This window comes from Sulfuricella denitrificans skB26 (assembly GCF_000297055.2).
Taxonomy (GTDB): Bacteria; Pseudomonadota; Gammaproteobacteria; order Burkholderiales; family Sulfuricellaceae; genus Sulfuricella; species Sulfuricella denitrificans.
Window position 1 is genome coordinate 48,424 of record NC_022358.1, and the last position, 20,348, is coordinate 68,771.

At 61.7% G+C, this 20,348-nt stretch carries 27 protein-coding genes; all 27 read right to left on the reverse strand.

Features of this window, described 5'->3' with window-relative positions; genetic code table 11:
• Window positions 1–67: 67 nt before the first annotated feature.
• A complete protein-coding gene (locus SCD_RS15285; protein ID WP_009207801.1) occupies window positions 68–997 on the reverse strand; it encodes a cation diffusion facilitator family transporter in 930 nt (309 codons plus the stop codon).
• Window positions 998–1,022: 25 nt separating this feature from the next.
• Window positions 1,023–1,871 (reverse strand): SufB/SufD family protein, encoded by an 849-nt coding sequence (locus SCD_RS15290; protein ID WP_232504477.1) that lies wholly within the window; start codon window positions 1,869–1,871, stop codon window positions 1,023–1,025.
• A 77-nt stretch (window positions 1,872–1,948) separates the two neighbouring features.
• Entirely contained in the window at window positions 1,949–2,671 is a 723-nt protein-coding gene (locus tag SCD_RS15295; protein ID WP_009207803.1) for an ATP-binding cassette domain-containing protein, read from the reverse strand.
• Window positions 2,668–2,961 (reverse strand): thioredoxin family protein, encoded by a 294-nt coding sequence (locus tag SCD_RS15300; protein ID WP_009207804.1) that lies wholly within the window; start codon window positions 2,959–2,961, stop codon window positions 2,668–2,670. Before SCD_RS15300 ends, SCD_RS15295 begins: the two co-directional genes overlap by 4 nt.
• Window positions 2,958–4,037, reverse strand: coding sequence for a hypothetical protein (locus SCD_RS15305; protein WP_009207805.1), 1,080 nt, complete (start codon window positions 4,035–4,037; stop codon window positions 2,958–2,960). Before SCD_RS15305 ends, SCD_RS15300 begins: the two co-directional genes overlap by 4 nt.
• 59 nt (window positions 4,038–4,096) lie before the next feature.
• A complete protein-coding gene (locus tag SCD_RS15310) occupies window positions 4,097–4,408 on the reverse strand; it encodes a hypothetical protein (protein ID WP_009207806.1) in 312 nt (103 codons plus the stop codon).
• Window positions 4,409–4,507: 99 nt separating this feature from the next.
• Window positions 4,508–5,119: an FmdE family protein gene (locus tag SCD_RS15315; RefSeq protein WP_009207807.1), complete on the reverse strand. Its 612-nt coding sequence runs from the start codon at window positions 5,117–5,119 to the stop codon at window positions 4,508–4,510.
• A 12-nt stretch (window positions 5,120–5,131) separates the two neighbouring features.
• Entirely contained in the window at window positions 5,132–5,902 is a 771-nt protein-coding gene (locus tag SCD_RS15320; protein ID WP_009207808.1) for a sulfite exporter TauE/SafE family protein, read from the reverse strand.
• Between the two features lie 3 nt (window positions 5,903–5,905).
• Complete coding sequence (locus SCD_RS15325) at window positions 5,906–6,322, reverse strand: OsmC family protein (RefSeq protein ID WP_021035844.1); 417 nt, start codon at window positions 6,320–6,322, stop codon at window positions 5,906–5,908.
• A gap of 40 nt (window positions 6,323–6,362) precedes the next feature.
• On the reverse strand, window positions 6,363–7,064 hold the full coding sequence (locus SCD_RS15330; protein WP_009207810.1) for a cytochrome c biogenesis CcdA family protein: 702 nt from the start codon (window positions 7,062–7,064) through the stop codon (window positions 6,363–6,365).
• Window positions 7,061–7,471, reverse strand: coding sequence for a thioredoxin family protein (locus tag SCD_RS15335; RefSeq protein ID WP_009207811.1), 411 nt, complete (start codon window positions 7,469–7,471; stop codon window positions 7,061–7,063). Before SCD_RS15335 ends, SCD_RS15330 begins: the two co-directional genes overlap by 4 nt.
• 10 nt (window positions 7,472–7,481) lie before the next feature.
• On the reverse strand, window positions 7,482–10,571 hold the full coding sequence (locus tag SCD_RS15340) for an efflux RND transporter permease subunit (protein ID WP_009207812.1): 3,090 nt from the start codon (window positions 10,569–10,571) through the stop codon (window positions 7,482–7,484).
• A gap of 3 nt (window positions 10,572–10,574) precedes the next feature.
• Window positions 10,575–11,714 carry an efflux RND transporter periplasmic adaptor subunit gene (locus SCD_RS15345; protein WP_009207813.1) on the reverse strand — a complete coding sequence of 380 codons (1,140 nt, stop codon included), beginning with the start codon at window positions 11,712–11,714 and terminating at the stop codon, window positions 10,575–10,577.
• Window positions 11,711–12,997, reverse strand: a complete 1,287-nt coding sequence (locus SCD_RS15350) for a TolC family protein (RefSeq protein WP_041674335.1) — start codon at window positions 12,995–12,997, stop codon at window positions 11,711–11,713. The genes SCD_RS15345 and SCD_RS15350 overlap by 4 nt, the downstream gene beginning before the upstream one ends.
• A 93-nt stretch (window positions 12,998–13,090) precedes the next feature.
• Complete coding sequence (locus tag SCD_RS15355) at window positions 13,091–13,612, reverse strand: sigma-70 family RNA polymerase sigma factor (protein WP_009207815.1); 522 nt, start codon at window positions 13,610–13,612, stop codon at window positions 13,091–13,093.
• Window positions 13,613–13,636: 24 nt separating this feature from the next.
• On the reverse strand, window positions 13,637–14,047 hold the full coding sequence (locus SCD_RS15360) for an arsenate reductase ArsC (protein WP_021035845.1): 411 nt from the start codon (window positions 14,045–14,047) through the stop codon (window positions 13,637–13,639).
• Between the two features lie 4 nt (window positions 14,048–14,051).
• Window positions 14,052–14,321: a thioredoxin family protein gene (locus SCD_RS15365; RefSeq protein ID WP_009207727.1), complete on the reverse strand. Its 270-nt coding sequence runs from the start codon at window positions 14,319–14,321 to the stop codon at window positions 14,052–14,054.
• 45 nt (window positions 14,322–14,366) lie between these two features.
• A complete protein-coding gene (locus SCD_RS15370) occupies window positions 14,367–14,672 on the reverse strand; it encodes a c-type cytochrome (RefSeq protein WP_009207728.1) in 306 nt (101 codons plus the stop codon).
• On the reverse strand, window positions 14,669–14,989 hold the full coding sequence (locus SCD_RS15375; protein ID WP_148290875.1) for a hypothetical protein: 321 nt from the start codon (window positions 14,987–14,989) through the stop codon (window positions 14,669–14,671). The genes SCD_RS15370 and SCD_RS15375 overlap by 4 nt, the downstream gene beginning before the upstream one ends.
• Window positions 14,990–15,018: 29 nt before the next feature.
• Window positions 15,019–15,816 (reverse strand): arsenite methyltransferase, encoded by a 798-nt coding sequence (locus SCD_RS15380; RefSeq protein ID WP_009207730.1) that lies wholly within the window; start codon window positions 15,814–15,816, stop codon window positions 15,019–15,021.
• Window positions 15,817–15,828: 12 nt separating this feature from the next.
• Window positions 15,829–16,140, reverse strand: coding sequence for a hypothetical protein (locus SCD_RS15385; RefSeq protein WP_009207731.1), 312 nt, complete (start codon window positions 16,138–16,140; stop codon window positions 15,829–15,831).
• A 17-nt stretch (window positions 16,141–16,157) separates the two neighbouring features.
• A complete protein-coding gene (locus SCD_RS15390; RefSeq protein ID WP_009207732.1) occupies window positions 16,158–17,207 on the reverse strand; it encodes a permease in 1,050 nt (349 codons plus the stop codon).
• Window positions 17,204–17,422: a GDCCVxC domain-containing (seleno)protein gene (locus SCD_RS16945; protein ID WP_009207733.1), complete on the reverse strand. Its 219-nt coding sequence runs from the start codon at window positions 17,420–17,422 to the stop codon at window positions 17,204–17,206. Before SCD_RS16945 ends, SCD_RS15390 begins: the two co-directional genes overlap by 4 nt.
• Entirely contained in the window at window positions 17,419–18,489 is a 1,071-nt protein-coding gene (gene arsB, locus SCD_RS15395; RefSeq protein ID WP_009207734.1) for an ACR3 family arsenite efflux transporter, read from the reverse strand. Before arsB ends, SCD_RS16945 begins: the two co-directional genes overlap by 4 nt.
• Complete coding sequence (locus SCD_RS15400) at window positions 18,486–18,938, reverse strand: arsenate reductase ArsC (RefSeq protein ID WP_009207735.1); 453 nt, start codon at window positions 18,936–18,938, stop codon at window positions 18,486–18,488. The genes arsB and SCD_RS15400 overlap by 4 nt, the downstream gene beginning before the upstream one ends.
• A gap of 22 nt (window positions 18,939–18,960) precedes the next feature.
• The gene (locus tag SCD_RS15405; RefSeq protein WP_009207736.1) at window positions 18,961–19,905 is read right to left on the reverse strand and encodes a sulfurtransferase; all 945 of its coding nucleotides are present in this window, start codon (window positions 19,903–19,905) and stop codon (window positions 18,961–18,963) included.
• 41 nt (window positions 19,906–19,946) lie between these two features.
• Window positions 19,947–20,291 carry a metalloregulator ArsR/SmtB family transcription factor gene (locus SCD_RS15410; RefSeq protein WP_009207737.1) on the reverse strand — a complete coding sequence of 115 codons (345 nt, stop codon included), beginning with the start codon at window positions 20,289–20,291 and terminating at the stop codon, window positions 19,947–19,949.
• Window positions 20,292–20,348 lie beyond the last annotated feature (57 nt).

Below are 20,348 nucleotides of genomic sequence, written 5' to 3' on the forward strand. Positions count from 1 at the left end.
GCCACAACTCGGCATTTCGTCTCGACCGTTCTCAAGGCCGGTACGGCATGGGCAATGTGACATGGGGTCAGGCATGATCATGTCCATGCGGCGTCTCCCCTGCCGGTTTCGGGATTGGAAGCAAATGCAGGACGTGGATGTCGGCTTCAGGTTGCAAGGTAACGTGCCCGATGTCGAAGCGGTCGTGCAGAAGCGTCCGGCTGGCCTCTAGAATGCTCTGCCACTGGTGCATGTCTTCCACCAGCAGGTGGGCGGAGATCATGATTTCATCCGAAGCCACGCTCCACACGTGCAGGTCATGCACCGACTTCACGCCGGGCACACCGGCCAGCGCCAGCCCGATTTCCTCCAGCGAGAGATGCAGCGGCACGCCTTCCATCAGCCCATGCAGCGCCTGGCGCAGGAGACGCAGGCTGGAAACCAGGATCAGCGCGCCGATCGCCATCGATAGCAAGGGGTCAATGGGCGTCCATCCGGTGAAGGTAATCACCACCCCGGCGATCAGCGCTGCCACCGATCCCAGCAGATCGCCGATGACATGCAGCATGGCGGCGCGCGTATTGAGATTCTGCGCCCCGCGCGAGAGCAGCCATGCCACCCCGATGTTGATCGCCAGCCCCAGCGCGGCGGTGAGCGAAACCGCCTCGCCCTGCACTGGTTGCGGCGCTTGCAGGCGAGTAACGGCGGAGACGGAAAGCCACACCACCAGCGCCAGCAAGCCCAGGCTGTTGACCAAGGCGGCGATAAATTCCGCCCGCCCTAGGCCGTAGCTATGCAGACGCGAGGCAGGGCGCCGAGCGATCCAGCCTGCCACGGCGGCAATCACCAGCGCCCCGGCATCGTTGACCATGTGCCCCGCATCGGCCACCAGCGCCAGCGAACCCGCCCACCAGCCGACGCCGGCTTCGACCCCGGCAAAAGCCAGGGTCAGCGCCACAGCGAACCAGAGTACCCAGCCCGCCGCCTCGCCGTGATTATGATCGTGTGTTGCGCTCATGCCTGATCCTTTCGCTTTCTGTTTCTCAGCGCAGCAGACCGCCGACGATGCGGTACACCGCTTCTTCCGGCGTCAACCCCCGCGCCATCAAGGTTTCCATCTGCTGGCGGTCGACGCTGCCGATAGCGGCCTCGTGAGTCACTTTGGCTTCAGGGTGAGTCACGCGAACTATCGGGCTGGCGCTCACCACACCGCGATCCTTGATGATTTCGGTGCAATCCACGTGCCCGCGCGCCCCGGCGGCGTTGCCCTCGGTCATGCCGATCACCTCCGCGCTGGCATCGTCCTCCACCGCCATGCGCGACTTGATCAGGCCGCGGGCGTTGCGCCCGGCGAGCACCAGCCGCTCCTTGAGTTTGATCTTGTCCGTTCCGTGGCCAAACACCTTGCTGGTGAGTTCGGCGACGGCATCTTCGCCGACATTAACGTCGAAATCCACGTCCAGTTTGCCGACCAGGCCTGTGACCAAGGAAAAGTCGGAGAACAGGCGCGCCCCCCGTTCCAGCGTAACCAGCGCGCGGGGCACCACTTCCATGCCGCCCGAAGCGCCGTGGTAGTGGGCTTCCTGATAGCGCAGCTCGGCGCCCGGCCCGATCCTGATGACAGCTTCCATGGCGTGGCGCGCCACGTCAGGCACCGAAAACAGGCAGTGGGACCACAGCGTGGCTTTCGCATTCGCCCCCACGACCAGTTCCAGCGCCACGTTCTGCACGCCGAAGCGTTCGAACAGACCAAAGCACAGGTGGATCGGCTGCACGACCTGCCTGCCCTCGTCGATGACGATTTTGGCCGTGATGCCTTTATCCGATGTCTGGGCGGTGATCGACACGCCAGGGATGGACTGGTGGCTGATGATCTGATGGCCGTAAGCCACCACATGCGCGCTGTCGGCGGACAGAATCCGTCGGGTCTTCTCCGATCATCCCCAGCGCGCGATACAGCTGTTCCAGATCAGTCATGGCAAGTCTCCCCGTCGCAGCGCCGGCACAGGCGCGCCTTGTAATGCGCTACCACTTCTTCGGGCGGCCCGCTGAACACGATGCGGCCGCCGCACAGCTGTGAGGCGCGATCGGCGTGCTCGGCCAGCTCTTGCTGGTGGGTGATGAGCAGCACTGTCGAGCCGGTTTCGCAGAAAAATTCGACCACCGCAATGATCTCCCCCAGCGAAAGCATGTCCACCCCCGCCGTGGGTTCGTCCAGAATCGCCAGTTTTGGCCCCAGCGCAAGCAAAGCGGCGAGCTCCACCCGCTTGCGCTCACCGCCGCTCAAAGTCTTGTCCACCATGCGCAAAAGATATTCCTGATGCGGCAGCCCGACGCGGTCGAGACACTCGGCTGCAGTTCTTTTTGGGCTGCCCAGCGAAAGATATTCCATCACCGTCAGCCCCTCGAAGCGGGCCGGCTCCTGCCAGGCCAGGCTGATCCCCAGCCGCGCCCGCTCGTGGATGGGCAGTTCGGCGATGGATAATCCGCCGAACAGCAACTCGCCATTTTCCGGTCGGTATCCCCCGCAGCCCATGACGAGATAGGCAAGGGTGCTCTTGCCTGAGCCGTTGGCCCCCAGCAGGACGTGGATTTCGCCGGGAGACAGGGTCAACTCCACATCCCGCAGCACCTGCCGCCCATCCAGGCGCAGCGAGACATGGCGCATTTCCAAAAGCGGCGTGTCGTTCATGGCTGATCCTTGCTCAATGCAGCGATCCGGGTCCGCAACCAGCCCTCGATTTCCTCGGTGCGCGGCAGGCCGGAAAAAACCATCTGCCCGTCCACAAGCACCGCCGGAGTTTGTTCAAAAGGAATGCCCAGGGCCTCCGCATCCTTGCGTATCTCCAAATCCAGCGCCAGTCCCAGCCCGGCTGCGGCGCAGGAGAGGCGCTTTTCCAGGCGCAGCATGAGTTCGCCGCTACCCGCCAGGGTCAGGGTGAGGCGAAACGCATTTGGCGGTGGCAGGCGGCATGAATTCATCGCGCGGGTATCGTCAGGATGGGCGCTTGCGGCAGGCCGCCGGTCTCGGCCAGGGAAGCGAACATCATCAAAAAGCGGAAAGTGCGTTTGGAACCCAGGTCGCGATCGTCGATCCAGAACCAGCGGTTGCGGTAACTCACCGCCGCGTAGGCATCGGCGGGCCGCTCGGCGCCGGATGCAATGCGCATGAGCGGTTCGGCACCCCCACTGCCATCGGCTGACAAACGGGATGTAGCACGCCCCTCGCGTAGGTCCTGCTCGGGCACTTCGACGCCGCCGGCCAGTTCCCCCATCACGCCCTGCATGGAGCGCGTGAGCACGGCGATTTCGTCAGGATGGCTGCGCGCTGCACCGAAAACCAGGCGGTATGAATCAAGCTTCGGATTCAGACCGAGAAGTTCCTTCACCAGCGCAATGTTAGTATCCGTTTCCTCGTCCACCGCGCGCCGGAACAGGACGAACGACAAGGTTTGCTCGCCATGCGTCTCGATGCGCACGCCCAGCGCTCCGGCCTCCTCGATCCGGCGCAGCGTCTCGGCGACGCGGATGAACCTGGGGTCGTTCCGGCGCGCCCGGGAGGGCGAGGTCGAGACGTTGTAAATACCATTGATGGCCTGAACCACGGCGCGCAGGATAAAGTCTGCCCGGCCCCCGCCGCCTATGGTCGCAAACACGGTTTCGGGCGGGATCGGCCGCAGCATGCTCTTGACCAGCCGCTCGCCAGTCAGCTGGGTATAGGAGATGGTCGGCGATTCGCTGTAGCGGCCTCCCGCACTCAGGCCGAGATTGTTGCCTTCCGTTGCGCGCGGAAACACGTTCGCCGCGAGACCGATATTGCTTTCCAGCGAGTACGAGCTGATCACGGAGGAAACATCAAGATAAACGGGCGTATCCAGGTAGCGCAGTTTGACGATGTTGAGCAGCATCTGCTCCTTCCACGAGTCGCCGATGGCCGCGGCGTAGCCCATGCGATCGCGCGGCACGCTGGCGGAACCCAAGGTCTGGCAGCCGGCCAGCAGCAGAGCGGTCAATACCAATGAGAACTGGAGTAATTTTTTCATTTTCGAAATAGGCATGGCTCGCTGACTCCCTGTTTCAAGCCTGATTGCTCGCCACGCCCGGTTATGTGGAAACCCTACTTCAGGAAACCCCGTGATTTCATATTGTCGCAGCCATAGCCAGAGCCCATGGGGGCCAGGGTCACACCCTTCTCCTTGGCGCGTGCTTCCATTTGCGTGTGGTGCTCCTGCTGATAAGCTTTGCACTCGTCATAGGTCTTAAAGCTGCGCATCTTGGTCTGGTGCTCGGCGCGTTCCGCAGGGGTCATGACCTGCCAGCCCACGGTATTACCCTTGTTGGCGGCCCAGGGACCTCTGGCCAGGGCTGATCCGGCCGCAAGCGAGGTTGCCAGTGCCAGTGCCACGGTGCTAATCATAAGTTTGTTCATGCTGTACTCCTTTGATTTGCTACAGTCAAAGCCACCATTGTGGTGACGCCAATGAAACAGTACGCTTTTTATAAGGCAGCGCACTGTCGCATATCAATATCAACGCTCATAGCCGGAACAGGGAATGCACACGTGCTTCTCTCCCACCACGCGCACATAGGCGCGGGCGGTGAGTTCGCCACAGGCGGCGCAGGGGGTGAAACCCATGGTCTCCGGCAGCCATTCGCGCTCGAACTGGAATACCTCACCGATGCTCAGCACATCGCTCTCCGGCGCATTCCAGACCAGATCCACCAGCTCCATCTGCTCGGCTTCGGGGATGGCATCCGGCTCCATGCCCTGACCACGCTTGACCATGAAGGCAGAGGCAGCGATCTGCTTGGCAAGGGTCGGCTTGTAGCTTACCCGCACCGCCCGATTGCTGGCCCGCTCAATCAGCGTCACCGCCAGCTTGCCATAGGGGATCTTTTCCATATTGCCCTTGCCGAGGGTGCAACCGGTGGTGAATTGCACCCCATCGCCAAAGCACATGCCGCCGTGGTCTTCGCCAATCTCGACGAAGGCGTGCAGCTGGCGACCACCGGAGCGCTTGACGCCCAGCACGCGCAAAGCGGCCAGACCTATGCGCACGCCCACCACGCTGGCCCAGCAACGATGTCCGTGGAATTTCAAGGTTTCCAGCAGAATCTGTTTATCGTCATTGGCACTCATGGCGCTTCTCCTTTAAGTTTTAAATATATCCCACAACAGCTTGCCCGCCACACCCAGCAGTAGCACGGCGTACAAGCGCTTGACCCAACCCGGCTTGGCGCGGCGGGCCATGAACCAGGCGCCCAACTGGGAGCCCATGATCGCCGCCAGCATGGTGAGCACGGCAAGTAGCGGTTCGATGCGGCCTTCCGCAGCGTGGGCGAGAAAACCGGAAATTGAGGCGAAGGTGACGATGAAGGCGGTGGTGGCAGCCGCCTGCTTGGCGCCATAGCCCATGGCCATGAGAACGGGTGCGACAATGAAGCCGCCGCCCACGCCCAGCAGTGCGCCGACGAAACCCTCGAAGCTGCCCAGGGCGAGGCCGATGGCCATGCGGCGACGTGGACTCATGGGGACGGGTGTTTCGTTCTGACTGGCGGTTTGCAGGCTGCGCAGCCCGGCCAGGAGGGTCAGCGCGGCAAACAATCCGATGAGCATATCCTTGGGCACGAATTGGGTCAGGTGGGCGCCCAGCGGTGCCAGGGCCATGGCAGAGAGCGCCGCAGGCAGGCCGCCGCGAAAATCCACCAGCCCTTCCCGTGCATAGCGCACCAGCGCAGAGGCGGAAGTTACCCCGTTGAGCAGCAGACCGAGCGGTATGGCCACGGTCTTTAAGGGCAGCTCCAGCCACTTGAACAAGGGCACGTAGAGCATGCCTCCACCCAGCCCCAGCATGGCAAACACGGCGGAAACCGCGAACACCAGTCCGGTGGCAATCAGGTGAGTGGAGGTGAGCGGTTCCATGGCTCAGCCCTTGCGGCGCAATACCCCTGAAAGCTGCGTGCCCGGCGCCACGGTATTGAACACAGTGCCGTATTTCTTCACGTTGTCGTGCAGCAGTTCCAGACGGCGATCCGGCTCGTCGCTATCGACAATGATCTCGTAGGTGATGGATTCCATCTTTGGCGGCACGTCCTGGCGCACGCCATCGACGCGCACCTCCACCCCGCGCAGCTCGAATTTCAGTATTGGCATCACCCGCTCGATACCCTTGATGATGCAGGCGGACAGGGCGGCGAGCAGCAACTCGGCTGGATTGAAGGCGTTCGGGTTGCCGGCCATATCGGTATCCAGCGGAATTTCCGCCGCCTTGCAGCGGGAGAGACTGCCGTGCGCGTCGAGACGCACGGTTTCCACGTGGAAGGTCATTTTGGAATTGCTCATAGCATGTTCCTTTCCCCAGAAATTGCAGCTCAGCGAAGACTCAGTTTGCGCTCCAGACCAAGTAAAAACCAGCACCTATCACCAGCACGCCGCAACCTTGGCGAAAGCGCAGGGCACCGCGACTGTGCTCGTTCCAGTCAAGGTAGCGCTGCACCATGCCGGAGGCGGAACCGGCCGCGACGATAACCGAGCAGTGGCCCACGCCGTAGGCAAGTAGCAGAGAGGCGGCAAACAGCGGCGAGGTGGCAGCGCTGCTGAAGGCCACGCCCAGCACCGGTGCCATATAGGCGAAGGTGCAGGGGCCAAGCGCGATGCCGAAGACCAGCCCCAGCGCCAACGCCGGCAACAAGCCCTTGCGCGCGATGGGTACGCTGGCGGGGCTCTTCCACGGCGAGGGCAGCAGGCCGAGCAAGTAAAGGCCGACCAGCAGGAAAACCCCTGCGACGAAATAATTGGCCCACGGCCCCATATCCCCGGCGATGCGGCCCAGCGAGGCGGTAATAGCCCCGATCACGGCGATGGTGATCAGGATGCCGACGGCGAACAGCCCGGAGAGCGCAAAGGCGCGCCTGCCGCTGGCCATCCCCTGGCCGTTGATGAACCCCACGATGAGCGGAATGCCGGCCAGATGGCAGGGGCTGAGCAGCATGCTCGCCACGCCCCACAACGCCGCCGCTCCCAGCGCCCACACCGGCGCGCCGGAAAGACCGTTATTCAGTGCTTCGAAGAGTTCCCCGATCATCGCGCCCGGCCCGCTTCGGCAAACGTAAAACCGAGCTCGCGCCATTTTCCAAGTATCTGCTCACGCGAGTAGAACCCCACGTGGCGAAACAGCTCTTTTCCATTGGCGTCATAGAATATCTGCGTCGGAATCACCTGGATGCGGTAGGGATTGGCTGCTTCCGGGTCTTTCCACATGTCGATGAACACGACCTCGAACTTGCCGGCATATTCACCCCGCAGTTGTTCCAGGATGGGCGCCATCTGCTTGCAGGGGATGCATCTGCTGGCGCCGACATCCACCAGCCGGGGTTTGGCTATCTTTGCAGGTGCTGCCGTACCCGTTGTTTCGGCTGCACTGGTAATGGACACGGTCATCGCCGTAATCGCCAGCGCAACAATCAGCGCCGCTTTGCCTGGTTTATACATGGGGTTCCTTTCAACTTGCCTTCGATTTTTTCCTGCCCGTCACCCAGACGTAGAACATGGGCAGGTAGAACAGGCTCATGAAGGTACCCACCAGCAGTCCGCCGATGGCGGCGTCCGCCAGGGGGGACAGTCGCTCCAGCCCGATGGCATGTTCGATGGCAATGGGCAACATGCCGGCGATGGTGGCGAGCGCGGTCATCAGGATCGGGCGGTAGCGCAGTTTCACCGAGCCTTCCGCTGCCTCTAAAGCGCTCTGACCTTCCTTGCGGCGTTCCTGGATGAAGTCCACCAGCAGGATGGAATTCTTGATGATGATGGAGAACAGCAGCACGACGCCGAGTATCGCCGACAGGGCCAGCGCTTTGCCGAAGGCAAGCAGGCCCCACATCGCGCCGATGATGGACAGCGGCAGGATGAGCACGGACAGCAGCCCCAGCCCCACGCTGCGGTAGGCCGGCACCAGCACACCGAAGAGCAGCAGCACGCCCAGCCCGAGGCCGACAATCATGCGCTTGCCGGATTCCTTGGAGGTGGCGAAGTCGCCCTCGTCGCTGTAGCTCACGTCTTTCGGCATGACCTTGGCCACGGCGGCCACAGCCTCGTCGGAGAGCAGGCTGATGGGCTTGGTGTTGCGATAGGCGAACACGTCCAGGGAGTAATGGATGCCGTTGGTGGTGAGAATGGCGGTGGCAGGCTGGCGCTCGATATGGGCGATCTGGCCCAGTGACACGGCCTCGCCGCTGGGCAGCTGGATCGGCAACAGCATCAGCGCCTGCGGATTGGCGCGGTAGGCATCGCTGAAATAGGTGCGCACCGGCAGGCTGCCAACCGATGGCAATTTGCTCAGACTGGCCACTGGCAGGCCTTTCAGGGGCAACTGACCGACCACCTGATCGGGTGTCGCGCCCAAGGCACGAAGTTTTTCCTCATCAAGCACCAGCACGGCTTCTTCGCTGTTTCTGTCCCAACTGGTGGACACCGTGGTGACGCCCGGCACCATCCTCAGCGCCACCACGACATCGTTGGCGGTTTTTGCCAGCACATGCCAGTCCTCGCTCACGAGGCGGATGTCGATCGGCGCCTTGATGGTGGACAGGGCAGTGGCGCCGGAATCGAACACGTCGGCGCTGATGATGCCCGGCACGACTGCCAGCTGTTTGCGCAAATCGGCCTCGATGCCCCAGCTGCTTTGCGTGCGGTGCAGGCGATCGACATAGGTGATGGTATAGGTAGCCTCGCCCGGCAACTGGCCTGAGCCCAGGGACAGGATGCCGGCCTCCGAACCAAAGGCGGCGCTGATGCGCTCGATGCGCTTATCCTGTGTCAGCGTGCGATCGAAATCCTTGAGCCGCGCCTCGGCCAGTGCCACCGGCACGTTGCCGCCGAATTTGACGTGCACCTTGACGATGCCGGTGTCCATCGGCGGCATGGCGTCGCGGCCGATCAGCGGCATGACGACCTTCACGCTGACCGCCAGCAAAATGATCGCAGGCAGCACCAGCAGGGTACGCCGCAGCCAGCTTCCCGCCAAGGCATAGCGCAACATGCCGACATAAAGCCCCGCGCCGGGCGCCAGAGTGCGCTGGTAGAAGCGTTCGATTGCCTGCTCCCAGCGGTTCTTCGACGGAAGGCCGTTGCGGTACCAGTAGGCCGACATTTTGGGAATGAAGGTGATGGCCAGGAAATAAGACACGAACACCGCGATCAATACGGGGCGGACCAGATGGGAGAAAATCGCCTCGGGGAAGCCGCCCACGTACATCAGTGGGGTGATCACCACAACCGTGGCGACGGTGCCGACCAGGATGGGCGAGAGCACTTCCTCGGTGCCGTGGCGGATGGCGGTGTCCACGTCTTCCTTGAGTTCTTCCAGGTGGCGCTCGATGTTTTCCAGCACCACCACGGCATCGTCCACCAGCATCCCCAAGGCCAGGATGATGCCGGTCATGACGGTGATGTTGAGTTCCTTGCCCATCAGCCAAAGTATCGCCAGGGTGAGCAGGAAGACCAGCGGGATACTGATCAGGGAAGTCACCACCGCGCGCCAGTTGGCGAGGAAAAACAGCATCACCAAGGCGACGAAGATGACGGCGTCGCGCAGCGCTTCGATCATATTGGCATTGGATGTCGCGATCAGCTCCTCCTGCGTGTCGGCAACGGCGAATTCGATATTCGGATAGCGCGCCTTGAGACTGGGCAGAATGCGGTTGGCGTCGTCGATGGCGCCCTGCACACTTTCGCCAGGCGCGCGCTGGATGGCGATGGCGATCGCTGGCTTGCCGTTGCCGTGGAAGGCAGCGAAACGCTCGGCCTGGGTGAGCTCCACCCGCGCCACGTCGCCTAGCGTCAGGCCGTTGGCGAGCGGCAGGCGGCGCAAGGCCTCGGCGCTGACGCGCTCGCCATAGATCGTGAGAGTGGCCAGCGACGCGTTGCCTTGGGTGACGCCCACCGGATAGTCCCGCCCCAGCCTGGCCATGACGTCCTGGAGCTGGGCTTGGCTGATGCGGTAGCGCGCCAGTTGCAGCGGGTCGAACTCCACCCGCAGGGCGGGTTCGTAGCCGCCGAAGATTTCCACGTTGGCGATATGCGGCTGGGTAAGAAAGGCCGTGCGCAGGTCGTTTTCCGCAATCAGCCGGATCTGGGCCAGGCTCGCATGGCTGCCGGGTTTGGGAGACAGCGCCAGGGTCAGCACCGGATTGGTGAAGGCACCTACGGCATACACGGCGGAAGCGGGCGACTCCGGCGGAAGCTTGCCGCGCGCACGGGAAAGGGCGTTATTGACGTCCAGCACCGCCGCATCCAGCCCCTTGGTGTATTCGAATTCGGCGCGCACGATGGACACTTCGTTCTTGTTGATGCTTTGCACATCGCGAATGCCGGACAGGGCATACAGCTCCTGCTCGATCGGGCGCGACACCTTTTGCGCCACGGTCTGGGCAGCCGCACCCGGCAACTGGGTGATGACCGTCACTTGGGGCCGCTCGACATCGGGGTACATGTTGCGCGGCAGATTGACATAACCAACGACGCCTAAAATTGAGCCGATCACCAGAATCATCGCCAGCAGCAAAGGCCGGTCGTAAAAGAAACGGAACAGCATGATTTAGCCGCCTTTTGTGATTTTGAACGGCGTGCCGAGGATCAGTCGGGTGAGCACGTCAGGCCCGCCGCAGGCAATGGTTGCTCCGTTCAGGCGGGCATCCGTGCTGGCCACGCCTTCGCTGCCCGAAGCGGCCAGTTCCACGGTGAGCGGCCGGGCCGGACCGGATTGCGCAAGCTGAAAGATGGTGGCGCTGTGGCCGTCGTTGTTGAGCAGGCAGGTATCCGGCAAGAACACACCCTGGCCAGAAAAAGTCACCAGCTTGACCGACACGCGAGAGCCCGGCGTCAGGCCGTCGGCGCGCGCTTCATAGCGGCGCATCCCCTGTGCACCTGCTTCGGGCCACGGCTTGAGAGGCAGGTCCCTGCCCTGCCAGCGCAAGGCGACCGGGCGAGAGATGTCCGGCAGATTCACCAACAGACGGGACTCTCCCAGGGCAACGAGGCGCAACAAGGGCTTGCCGGGAGTGGCAAGATCGCCCGGCTGCACCGGACGCGCCGCCACCATGCCATTGAAAGGCGCGCGGATGACGGCATAGGCGAGATTCTCACGTGCCGACCGGACGGCGGCTTCCGTTGCGCGCAGGCTAGCCTGATAGCCATCGACAGCGGCCTGAGTGCCGGATAGCCTCGCTTCGGCAGCCGCCTGGTTGCTTTGCTCCGACTGCAACTGCTCCAGGGAAACGCCCTTGATCTTATACAAAGAATCGGCTCGCGCAGCACGGTCGCGCGCAGCTTGGGCGGCGACCTTGGCGGCAGCCAGATCGGCGTTCAGGCTGCCCTGTTGTAACCGGGTGCGAGCCAAGTCAGCTTCGGCGCGCTGCAATTGCGATTGGGCATCGGCATCGTCCAGCCGCACCAGGACATCACCCTTCCTGAAACGGTCGCCTTCAAGGTAGCGCAACTCCGCCACGTAACCGGTCAGGCGACTGGCGATATTGGCTTCCTGTACCGCCTGCACCTCGGCCACCAGCGGCAGGGTGAGGGCGAAACGGGCGCTGACGAGCTGGCGCGCCTCCACCGCCACTGGCACCGATGCCGGCGGCTTTTCTGCCGTCAGTCTGGATTTCTGATGTTTGACCAGCATCCCGGCGCCAACCAGCGCCACGATGGTGAGAATGATGATGACGGTTTTCTTTTTCATGGCTTATCCCACTGTGCGATATAGGTGTCGGGTGGCGTACCCGCCAGAACCTGGGCGGAAGACCAAGCGGCGGCGGCGCGGGCGCGGGCGTCGGCGAAGCGGTATTGGGCGTCGAGCAGGTCACGCTGCTGACGCAGGAGATTTTCCAGTGTTTGCGCACCCAGCCGCCATCTTTCCTGATCCACATTCACTACTTCGCTGCGATAGGCGATTTCCTTCTCCAGCGCCTCGGCGTCGGCGCGCGCGCTGTCATAGGCGGACTGGAGCGCGGCGATCTGGCGCCGGGCCGCCCGCAATGCGGCTCGGCGGTCGTCTTCGGCGGCGAGTGCGCGCGCGCCTTCTGCGGAAGAGCGCAGATAGGTCCCGGCGTCGAGCGGGATGCTCACCCGTCCCATCATGCTCCAGGTATCCATGTCACCACCGCCGCCCTTGTTGTTGTAATAGTCCGCACCCAGACTGAAGGACGGCAGCAGGTTACGGCGCGACTCGCTGGCGCCTGCCTCGGCGGCGCGCGCTTTCGCATCGGCCAGGCGGGCTGAGAGCGTGGCATCTGCATCGAGCGGATTCCACTCAGGGACGGGAATACGAAGCGAGCCGTTCTCGGGGTCGATACCACTGGCGTCGATCAAGTCGGCTCGCGTCTCGCCCAGGATGCCCTTGAGCCGCGCCTCGTCGGCGGATATGCGCGCCACCTCGCTTTGCGCCAGACGCACATCAATTTCGGCGGCGCGGCCCAGTTCGGCCTCCTTGCGCACCCGTTCGGCGCTGGCTTCGACCCGCTCGCGCTGAATGCGCAAGGCATCAGCCTGGGCTTGCAGCGCCTGCTTGCGGACATAGGCATTGCCCGCCTGGTGCAGACGCAGCAGGGTTTCCTGGCTCGCCAGTAGTTCCGCGGCGGCGAGATTGTTCTTAAGTTTTTCGCGCGCGGCGGCAATCACGCCGAACACGTCCACCGGCAGCGCGTAGCTCACGCCGTAGCGGACGATGGCGTCGTCCTTGAGCAGCGGTGCGGTCTGTCCCGGCACGTAGATCCCCACCACCCGCTGGCCCTCATAGCGGGTGCGGTCGGCGACGAGGCTACCGCGTCCGAAATACTGGGCGGTCGCCGCCGACAGGTCGCCCTGAGCGCCTTCCACCTGCCGCTTGCGCGCCTCCACCGCCGGATGATCGAGCGCCGCGCGCAGCACGTCGCCCAGTTCCCCGGCTCGCGCCTGCATGCAAATGCCGGTCGCGAAAAATAGCACCATGGTCAGGCTTTTATGCCTGGGTAAACAGATTTTCATGCCGTGCCTTCCCAATCTCTGCGCTCTCTGTGATCTCTGTAGATTGAATGCTCCCAATACTAAGGAGACGAACGACAGGCCAAAAGGATGCAATCAGATATGCGGTGTACGGGGAACGAAACAGCATACCTTGCCCGCCTCATCAAAGCGTACCTGGCAGGCTTGAGTCAAATGCTCGCGCAGCCGTTTCCGTGCCCGCTGGACGCGGGACTTGGCGCCCGGTAGGGAAATATCCTTAAGCCGTGCATAGTCTTTTTGGTTCAGACCACCCAGATCGCACAGGGTAATGACCTCGCGGTCTTCCTCCGACAATTCCGCCAAGGCGCGCGGCAGGCAAGCCGCCAGACTGTCCACGGCGGCGGGTTCGTCGGTTTCGACTGCCAGATCGTACGGCAGATCCACCTGCTCTTTTTTCAGACGCAAGCGATCCACCAACGCATTGCGCGCCACTTCGAATAGCCAGGCGCGGGCGTTGGCAATCTCGCAGGATTTCTTATCCTGTCTCAGGGCCTTGAGGAACAACTCCTGCACCATGTCTTCGGTGTCGTGTGCGTTGCCCATGCGTCCGCACAACCAGGCCCGTAGCTCGCCCTCGTGCCGGTGCCAGGCGTTCATCAGGCAGCTCATTCCGCCGAGCCTCTAACTCAGCCCAAAACGCTGCTTCAATTCTGGAATCAGCTTCGCCCGAATTTCATCCCGCACTTTGACAAAACTTTCCAGCGGTTCGCCGTGGGGGTCGTGGAACGGCATGTGAATCGCGGGGATGGCCTTGGGAAAGATCGGGCAGGATTCCTTGGCGTTGTCGCACACCGTCACCACCAGGTCGATGGATTCGTTCATCACCACGTCCACGTCCTTGGGGTAAAGTCCCTCGGTGGCCATACCACCCAGCTTCAGAGCCTCGATGGCGCCGTCCGCCACCTTGGGCTGGGGACGGGTACCGGCGGATAGCGCGCGCACGTCCGGGCCGAGGTCGTGGTTGACCAGGACTTCGGCCATCTGGCTGCGGCAGGAGTTGCCGGTGCAAAGGATCAGTACGGTTTTAGTCATGCGCTTATTCCTTGCCGCAGCAACCGCAGCAGGATTCCTTGCCGCCTAGCCATTCGTCGATCTTGGCCTTGCTCGGCACGCCGCCGGCATGCACCACCTTGCCATCGATCACCACGCCGGGGGTGGACATGACGCCATAGCCGAGAATGGCGGCCATGTCCTCGACCTTCTCCAGTTTGACTTCGACGCCCTTGGCAAGCGCAGCTTCCTCGATCAGCTTGAGGGTGGTTTTACAGTTGGCACAGCCGGTGCCCAGTACCTTGATGTCTTTCATTTCAGTATTCCTCCAATAAATTGTTAAAACGTTCGTGGTCAGCAATTAAAATTTATAAAACTGCGTATTCAGGTAAACGACGACATCCGCGTTATCCTGTTCCGACAGCGCCGGGCTGTAATAGTCACCCCAGCGCGCCACTTCCTGGCGTAATGCCTTGAGCGATTTAACCTTGCGTTCCGGCGACGCATACACCCCCGTACCATGGCAGTCGAGGCACGCCGCATGAACCTTCTCGCCGCGCACCAGGTCGCCTGTTGTGGGCGGATTGGAACTGGAAGCGGAGCATCCCGCCAATAGGACAACCGTCGCCACCAGCCCGAGTTTCAGATTGGTTGTGGAGGTTTTCATTGGCTTTGGCCTCCACGCTGGCGCTGCCGCAACGGCTCGCACTGGGTCACGTCAAGGCCGCGTTGACGAACGCGTAACTGCATTTCCTGCTGATGAGCCTGACGGTACGCATCCTTCTCCTCAGGCGTCCGCGCGGCGCGCATGTGCGTGCGGTAGGCTTCGCGCTCCTCGTGGGTCATCTGATCAGCACAGTAAATCAGCTCGCGCTGCTCTGTCGCCTCGGGCTGTTCTCCCGCGCTCTGGGCGAGAACCGGGGCGGAAACTACAAATAATGTAATTGCCAAAACACCCCAGAAAACTTCGGTTATTTTTTGCATGGTTCGCACTCCTGTCTGGAACAGCACGATCATCCGGGCTTGACTGCCTCGATACTGGCCGAGCAAATATAGTCTTCCACTCCCCGCCCCGGCGCCCACTGTCGTATGAACTCGCGGCTGGCATCCCTGGCTTCGATGCGGATAGTTGCAAAACCTGCTGCCGCCAACATCTGTTCGATTTCCTCCGCTGCCGCTGCACCGGCGATGCAGCCAGTGTACAGGGCCAGGTCGCGGCGCGCTTCTTCCGGCAACGGCGCGGTGGTGACGATGTCGGAAATCGCCAGACGGCCACCGTTTTTCAGCACCCGAAAAGCATCGCGGAACACCTGCGCCTTGTCGGGTGAGAGGTTGATCACGCAGTTGGAAATGATCACGTCCACCGTAGCATCGGCCACCGGCAGATGCTCGATCTCGCCGAGGCGGAATTCGGTGTTGGCGTAACCGCCTTTGGCCGCATTGCTCCGGGCCTTGGAAACCATATCCGGCGTCATGTCCACGGCGATCACCCGGCCGCTGCCGCCCACCTGACGCGCGGCAAGAAAACAGTCGAAACCTGCTCCGCTGCCCAGATCCAGCACGGTTTCGCCGGGTTTCAGCGCGGCGATGGCCTGGGGATTGCCGCAGCCCAAGCACAGATTGGCGCCTTCCGGCACCGCGCTCACTTCACTTTCACTATAGCCAATACCGCGCGACAGGATATCTGCGGCTGGTAATTCTGCCGGGGTGCAGCACGCCGGGCCACAACCACAGGCACCGTCGGCGCAAGCTACCGCGCCATAGTTTTCGCGCACGACCTGGCGGATTTCGTCATGCTTAACATCATTCATATCATCCTCCTCTCAACAGCAGGAATTACCTTTTGCCGTAGGTGCGCAGCAGGAGCCTTCCGTTACGGCCGCAGGCTCGGCTGCGGTGTTTGCAGCAGGCGCAAAAGCTTCATTGAATTCACTGTCGATCATCTGCCCCGCTTCGTCGCGGAGATGGCGGGCAATATCCACCACGATGTCGATTTGCGCGTCCGACACACCCAAACTCCGCAGACGTTCGAGCTGGCAGAGGCCCTTCTTGGGGTGGTTGGCAGCAATATTGGCGGACAGCGACACCAGTGCGAGGATGGAGGGATGTAAAACAACATTAGCGGTATCAGTCATGAGAAAACTCCTTTGGATTACAGAACAGCATTGAAAACATAGCCCACCAGCATGATGCCGGCGGCGACCACGCCCGCGAAAGTGGCGATCAGCCGGGGCTTCAGGACCTTGCGCAGGATGATCATTTCCGGTGCCGACAGGGCGATGACGCTCATCATGAAAGCGAGTACGGTGCCCAGCGCCGCGCCTTTGCCCAGCAGCGCCTCGACGATGGGGATGATGCCGGCAGCGTTGGTGTACATCGGCACGCCGATGGCAACGGCGGCGGGGACTGACCACCAGGGTGCATCCTTGCCCATGATCCCGGCCATGAAATCCTCCGGCACGTAGCCGTGTATGCCCGCGCCCAAAGCGATGCCGCCGAGGATGTAGGGCCACACCTTGCCGACGATTTCCTTGATATGGGCCACGCCGGCGTCGATGCGTTCCGCCCATGAAGGACGCTCCAGCACCACATCGGCCACCTTGCCGACGTGAATGGCGCGCACCCAGTCCTCCAAGTGGTGTTCCATCTTGAGTTCGCCAATCACCAGTCCGGCGACGATCGCCACCAGTAGTCCCAGGCCAAGATAGAGCGCCGCCACCTTCCAGCCGAACAGGCCGAACAGAAGCGCCAGCGCCACTTCATTGACCATGGGGGCAGAAATCAGGAAGGAAAACGTCACGCCCAACGGCACCCCGGCAGACAAAAATCCGATGAACAGCGGCACCGCCGAGCAGGAGCAGAACGGCGTGACGATGCCGAGCGTCGCCGCCATCACGTTGCCCACGCCGAGCCGCTTTCCAGACAGCATGGCGCGGGTGCGTTCGGGCGAGACAAAGGTGTGCACGATGCCCATCAGAAACACGATGCCGGTGAGGAGCAGCAAGACCTTGGGCGTATCGTAAAAAAAGAATTGCAACGCCCCGCCCAGATGGGTCTGCGGGGAAAGCCCGGTGAGGGCGAGCAGCGCATCGGCAAACCGGGTCAGGTTGGCGTAGGCGGCCACCCACAGGACAGTCGCCAGGGCGACCCAACCCCAAGGGGCGCGGCGGGAAGTGTTTGCGCTTTCGGGCAGAGCATTCATGATTTGTTTCCTTCGCAGCAGGAATGCCCGCTTTCTTGCACCGGCGGGCACTTCACCGTGCCATAGGAACAAAACACGCAGCAATCCCCGGCCTTAGGTTTCAACAGGGTCCCACAGCCCTTGCACTCATAAAACCACTGGCAGGCATCCGTGGGCATGGTTTCCGTCTCCACATGACCACACTGGGGACAGGTCAAAACCGACTCGAGGATCATGTTCTCGCTCCTCTTTCGTACCAGGCTTTGGAACCATTTACGATGCGCACCACCGACAGCATCACCGGCACCTCGATCAGCACCCCCACCACCGTCGCCAGCGCCGCGCCCGATTCAAACCCGTAGAGCGAAATCGCTGCCGCCACCGCCAGTTCGAAGAAATTACTGGCGCCGATCAGCGCCGAGGGACCGGCCACGCTGTGAGACTCGCCCACAGTTCGATTGAGCCAGTAAGCGAGCATGGCATTGAAATACACCTGGATCAAAATCGGCACCGCCAACAGCAGAATAATCAGAGGTTGATCGAGTATGGCCTTGCCCTGAAAGGCGAATAGCAGCACCAGGGTGGCGAGCAGAGCGGAAATGCCGACCGGGTGCAGGCGTACCATCACGGCATCCAGCACGCCCTTGCTCAACAGCACCCGGCGCAGGGCTTGGGCAATGGCGAGCGGAATAACGATGTACATCACCACCGACAGGAACAGGGTAGCCCATGGCACGGTGATGGAGGCGACGCCCAGCAGCAGGCCGACCAGCGGCGCGAAGGCGAACACCATGATGGTATCGTTAAGCGCCACCTGGGAAAGGGTAAACAGCGGATCGCCCCTGGACAGGTTGCTCCACACGAACACCATGGCGGTGCAGGGCGCAGCGGCGAGCAGGATCAGACCGGCGATGTAGCTGTCTATCTGTGCTGCCGGCAGCCAATCTGCGAAGGCGACACGAATGAACAGCCAGGCCAGCAGCGCCATGGAAAATGGCTTCACTCCCCAATTGATGAACAGGGTAACGGCTATGCCGCGCCAATGTTTCTTGACCTGGCCCAGCGCCGAGAAGTCGATCTTCATCAACATCGGAATGATCATCAGCCAGATCAGCAGCCCCACGGGCAAGTTGACCTGCGCAACTTCCAGCCTGCCCAGAATCTGAACCGGTGCGGGTGCAAGCTGGCCCAGAGCGATGCCCGCCACGATGGACAGAAACACCCATAGCGTCAGCCAGCGCTCGAAAAAACCCAGTTCCGCACCAGCGGCTCTCTTGGCCGTGATTTCACATTGCGCAGTCATACCAAACCCCGATCCCTGAGCTTTTTCCGCATGACGGGAATCCAGATACCCAGGCGCTGCCTGATCTCGTTTCGCACACGGCGGAATACGGCCAGTTTCTCTTCTTCCGTGCCCTGCGCCGCTGCCGGATCGTCGTAACCCCAGTGGATGTTTTCGCTGTCGCGCGGGAAGGTGGGGCAGCTATCCCGGGCGCGGTCGCAGACCGTGATGACATAATCAAACTGAATGTCGAGAAATTCATTGAGATGCTTGCTGTGCTGGCCGGAAATGTCGATATTGCTTTCCGCCATGGCCTTTACCGCACGCGGGTTCAATTCCTGGGGCTCAAGCCCCGCGCTGTGAACCTCGAAATCATTGCCCCCCAGCGTCCGCAACAAGCCCTCCGCCATCTGGGAACGGGCGGAGTTGCCGGTACACAGGAACAACACACGAACGGGATAGTGCATCATGCTCTCCTCGCGAACTCAAGAATTACAGCGCGAACGCTTCATCATAAGGCTGCCCGCCTTCCGACACCGGCAGTGTCAGGTTGTTGCCCCAGTCGCCCCAGCCGCCGTTATAGATGCGCACATCCTTGTAGCCCAGTGCTTTTAGTTGCAGCCAGGCCAGGCTAGAACGGAAGCCGTCATGGCAATAGGTGTAAATAATTTTGTCCTTGGGGACGGATTTGTACAGCGCCGCGATGTCATCCTGCGATTTCCAGGTCTGGCTCTGCCCGTCGGCGCCGTCCAGGCTGACGACGTTGATGGCGCCCGGAATATGGCCGCCACGAACAGAGTGCTGAATCAACTTACCGGTGTACATATCAAAGGGGCGAGAGTCGAGCAGGACAAAAGCCGGGTCGCGGCGCGCCACCACATTGCTGTAAACGTCAGTCCACTCCACCACCACGCCAGGCTTGGCGGGCTTGAGTTTGACGCTACCCGGCTTGCGCTTGGGTTCATCCTTCACCATGTCGTTGAAGGCGCTCCACTCCACGGTGCCACCATTGAGGATTTTTACCCGCTTCATGTCGTAACCGTACAGATCAAGCAAGAAGTAAACGCGCGAGGTCATCGCGGTGACGGAATCATCGTAAAGCACGATGGTCGAGTCGTTGTTCACGCCCCAGGTGCGCAAGGTGCGCTCGAAGGCATCGCGCGAGGGGAAACGCATGGAGGGAATGGCGTGGTTGTCGCCCAGATCCTTAAAGCGCTGCACCTGCACCGCGCCGGGAATATGGCCCACGGTGAAGTAACGGTGCGGGTGATAGCGCACTTCCAGCATCACCAGCTTGGGGTCTTTTAGATTTTTGGCGAGCCAGTCGGCGTCCACCAGGAAATCGGGGTTCCCCGCACTTGCGGCAAATGCCCACAGCGACAGCAAGGCAGCAAAACAGAAACGGTGAATCCAGTTTTTATGATTGTTATTCGCCATGTCAAATATTCTCCGAATCGGATATATAAAGCCAAAAAAACTCAGGCGGCGCAGCGCACCGGACGGTTCGTTGCATTCGCCAGACGTTCAGCGTCCTCGCGATAAGAAACGCCATTGCTCACCCCTTCCACCATCAAGCCCAACATGCGATACGCCCATGCAGGAAGATGCGGATCGAGGCGGTAAAACACCCAAGTACCCTCGCGGCGCTGCGCCAACACGCCGGCATCGCGCAACACTGCGAGATGGCGTGAGGTTTTGGGCTGGGGCACTTCCAGGGCCTGGAACAGTTCGCACACGCACAGTTCCTCGTGCTTCAGGATCAGCACCAGAATGCGGCGGCGGGTTTCGTCGGAGAGGGATTCGAAAAAGGATTGTTCGTTCATAGGATGTAACAATATTCGTTAAAACGGATATTGTCAATCGTGAATTCATCGAAACCC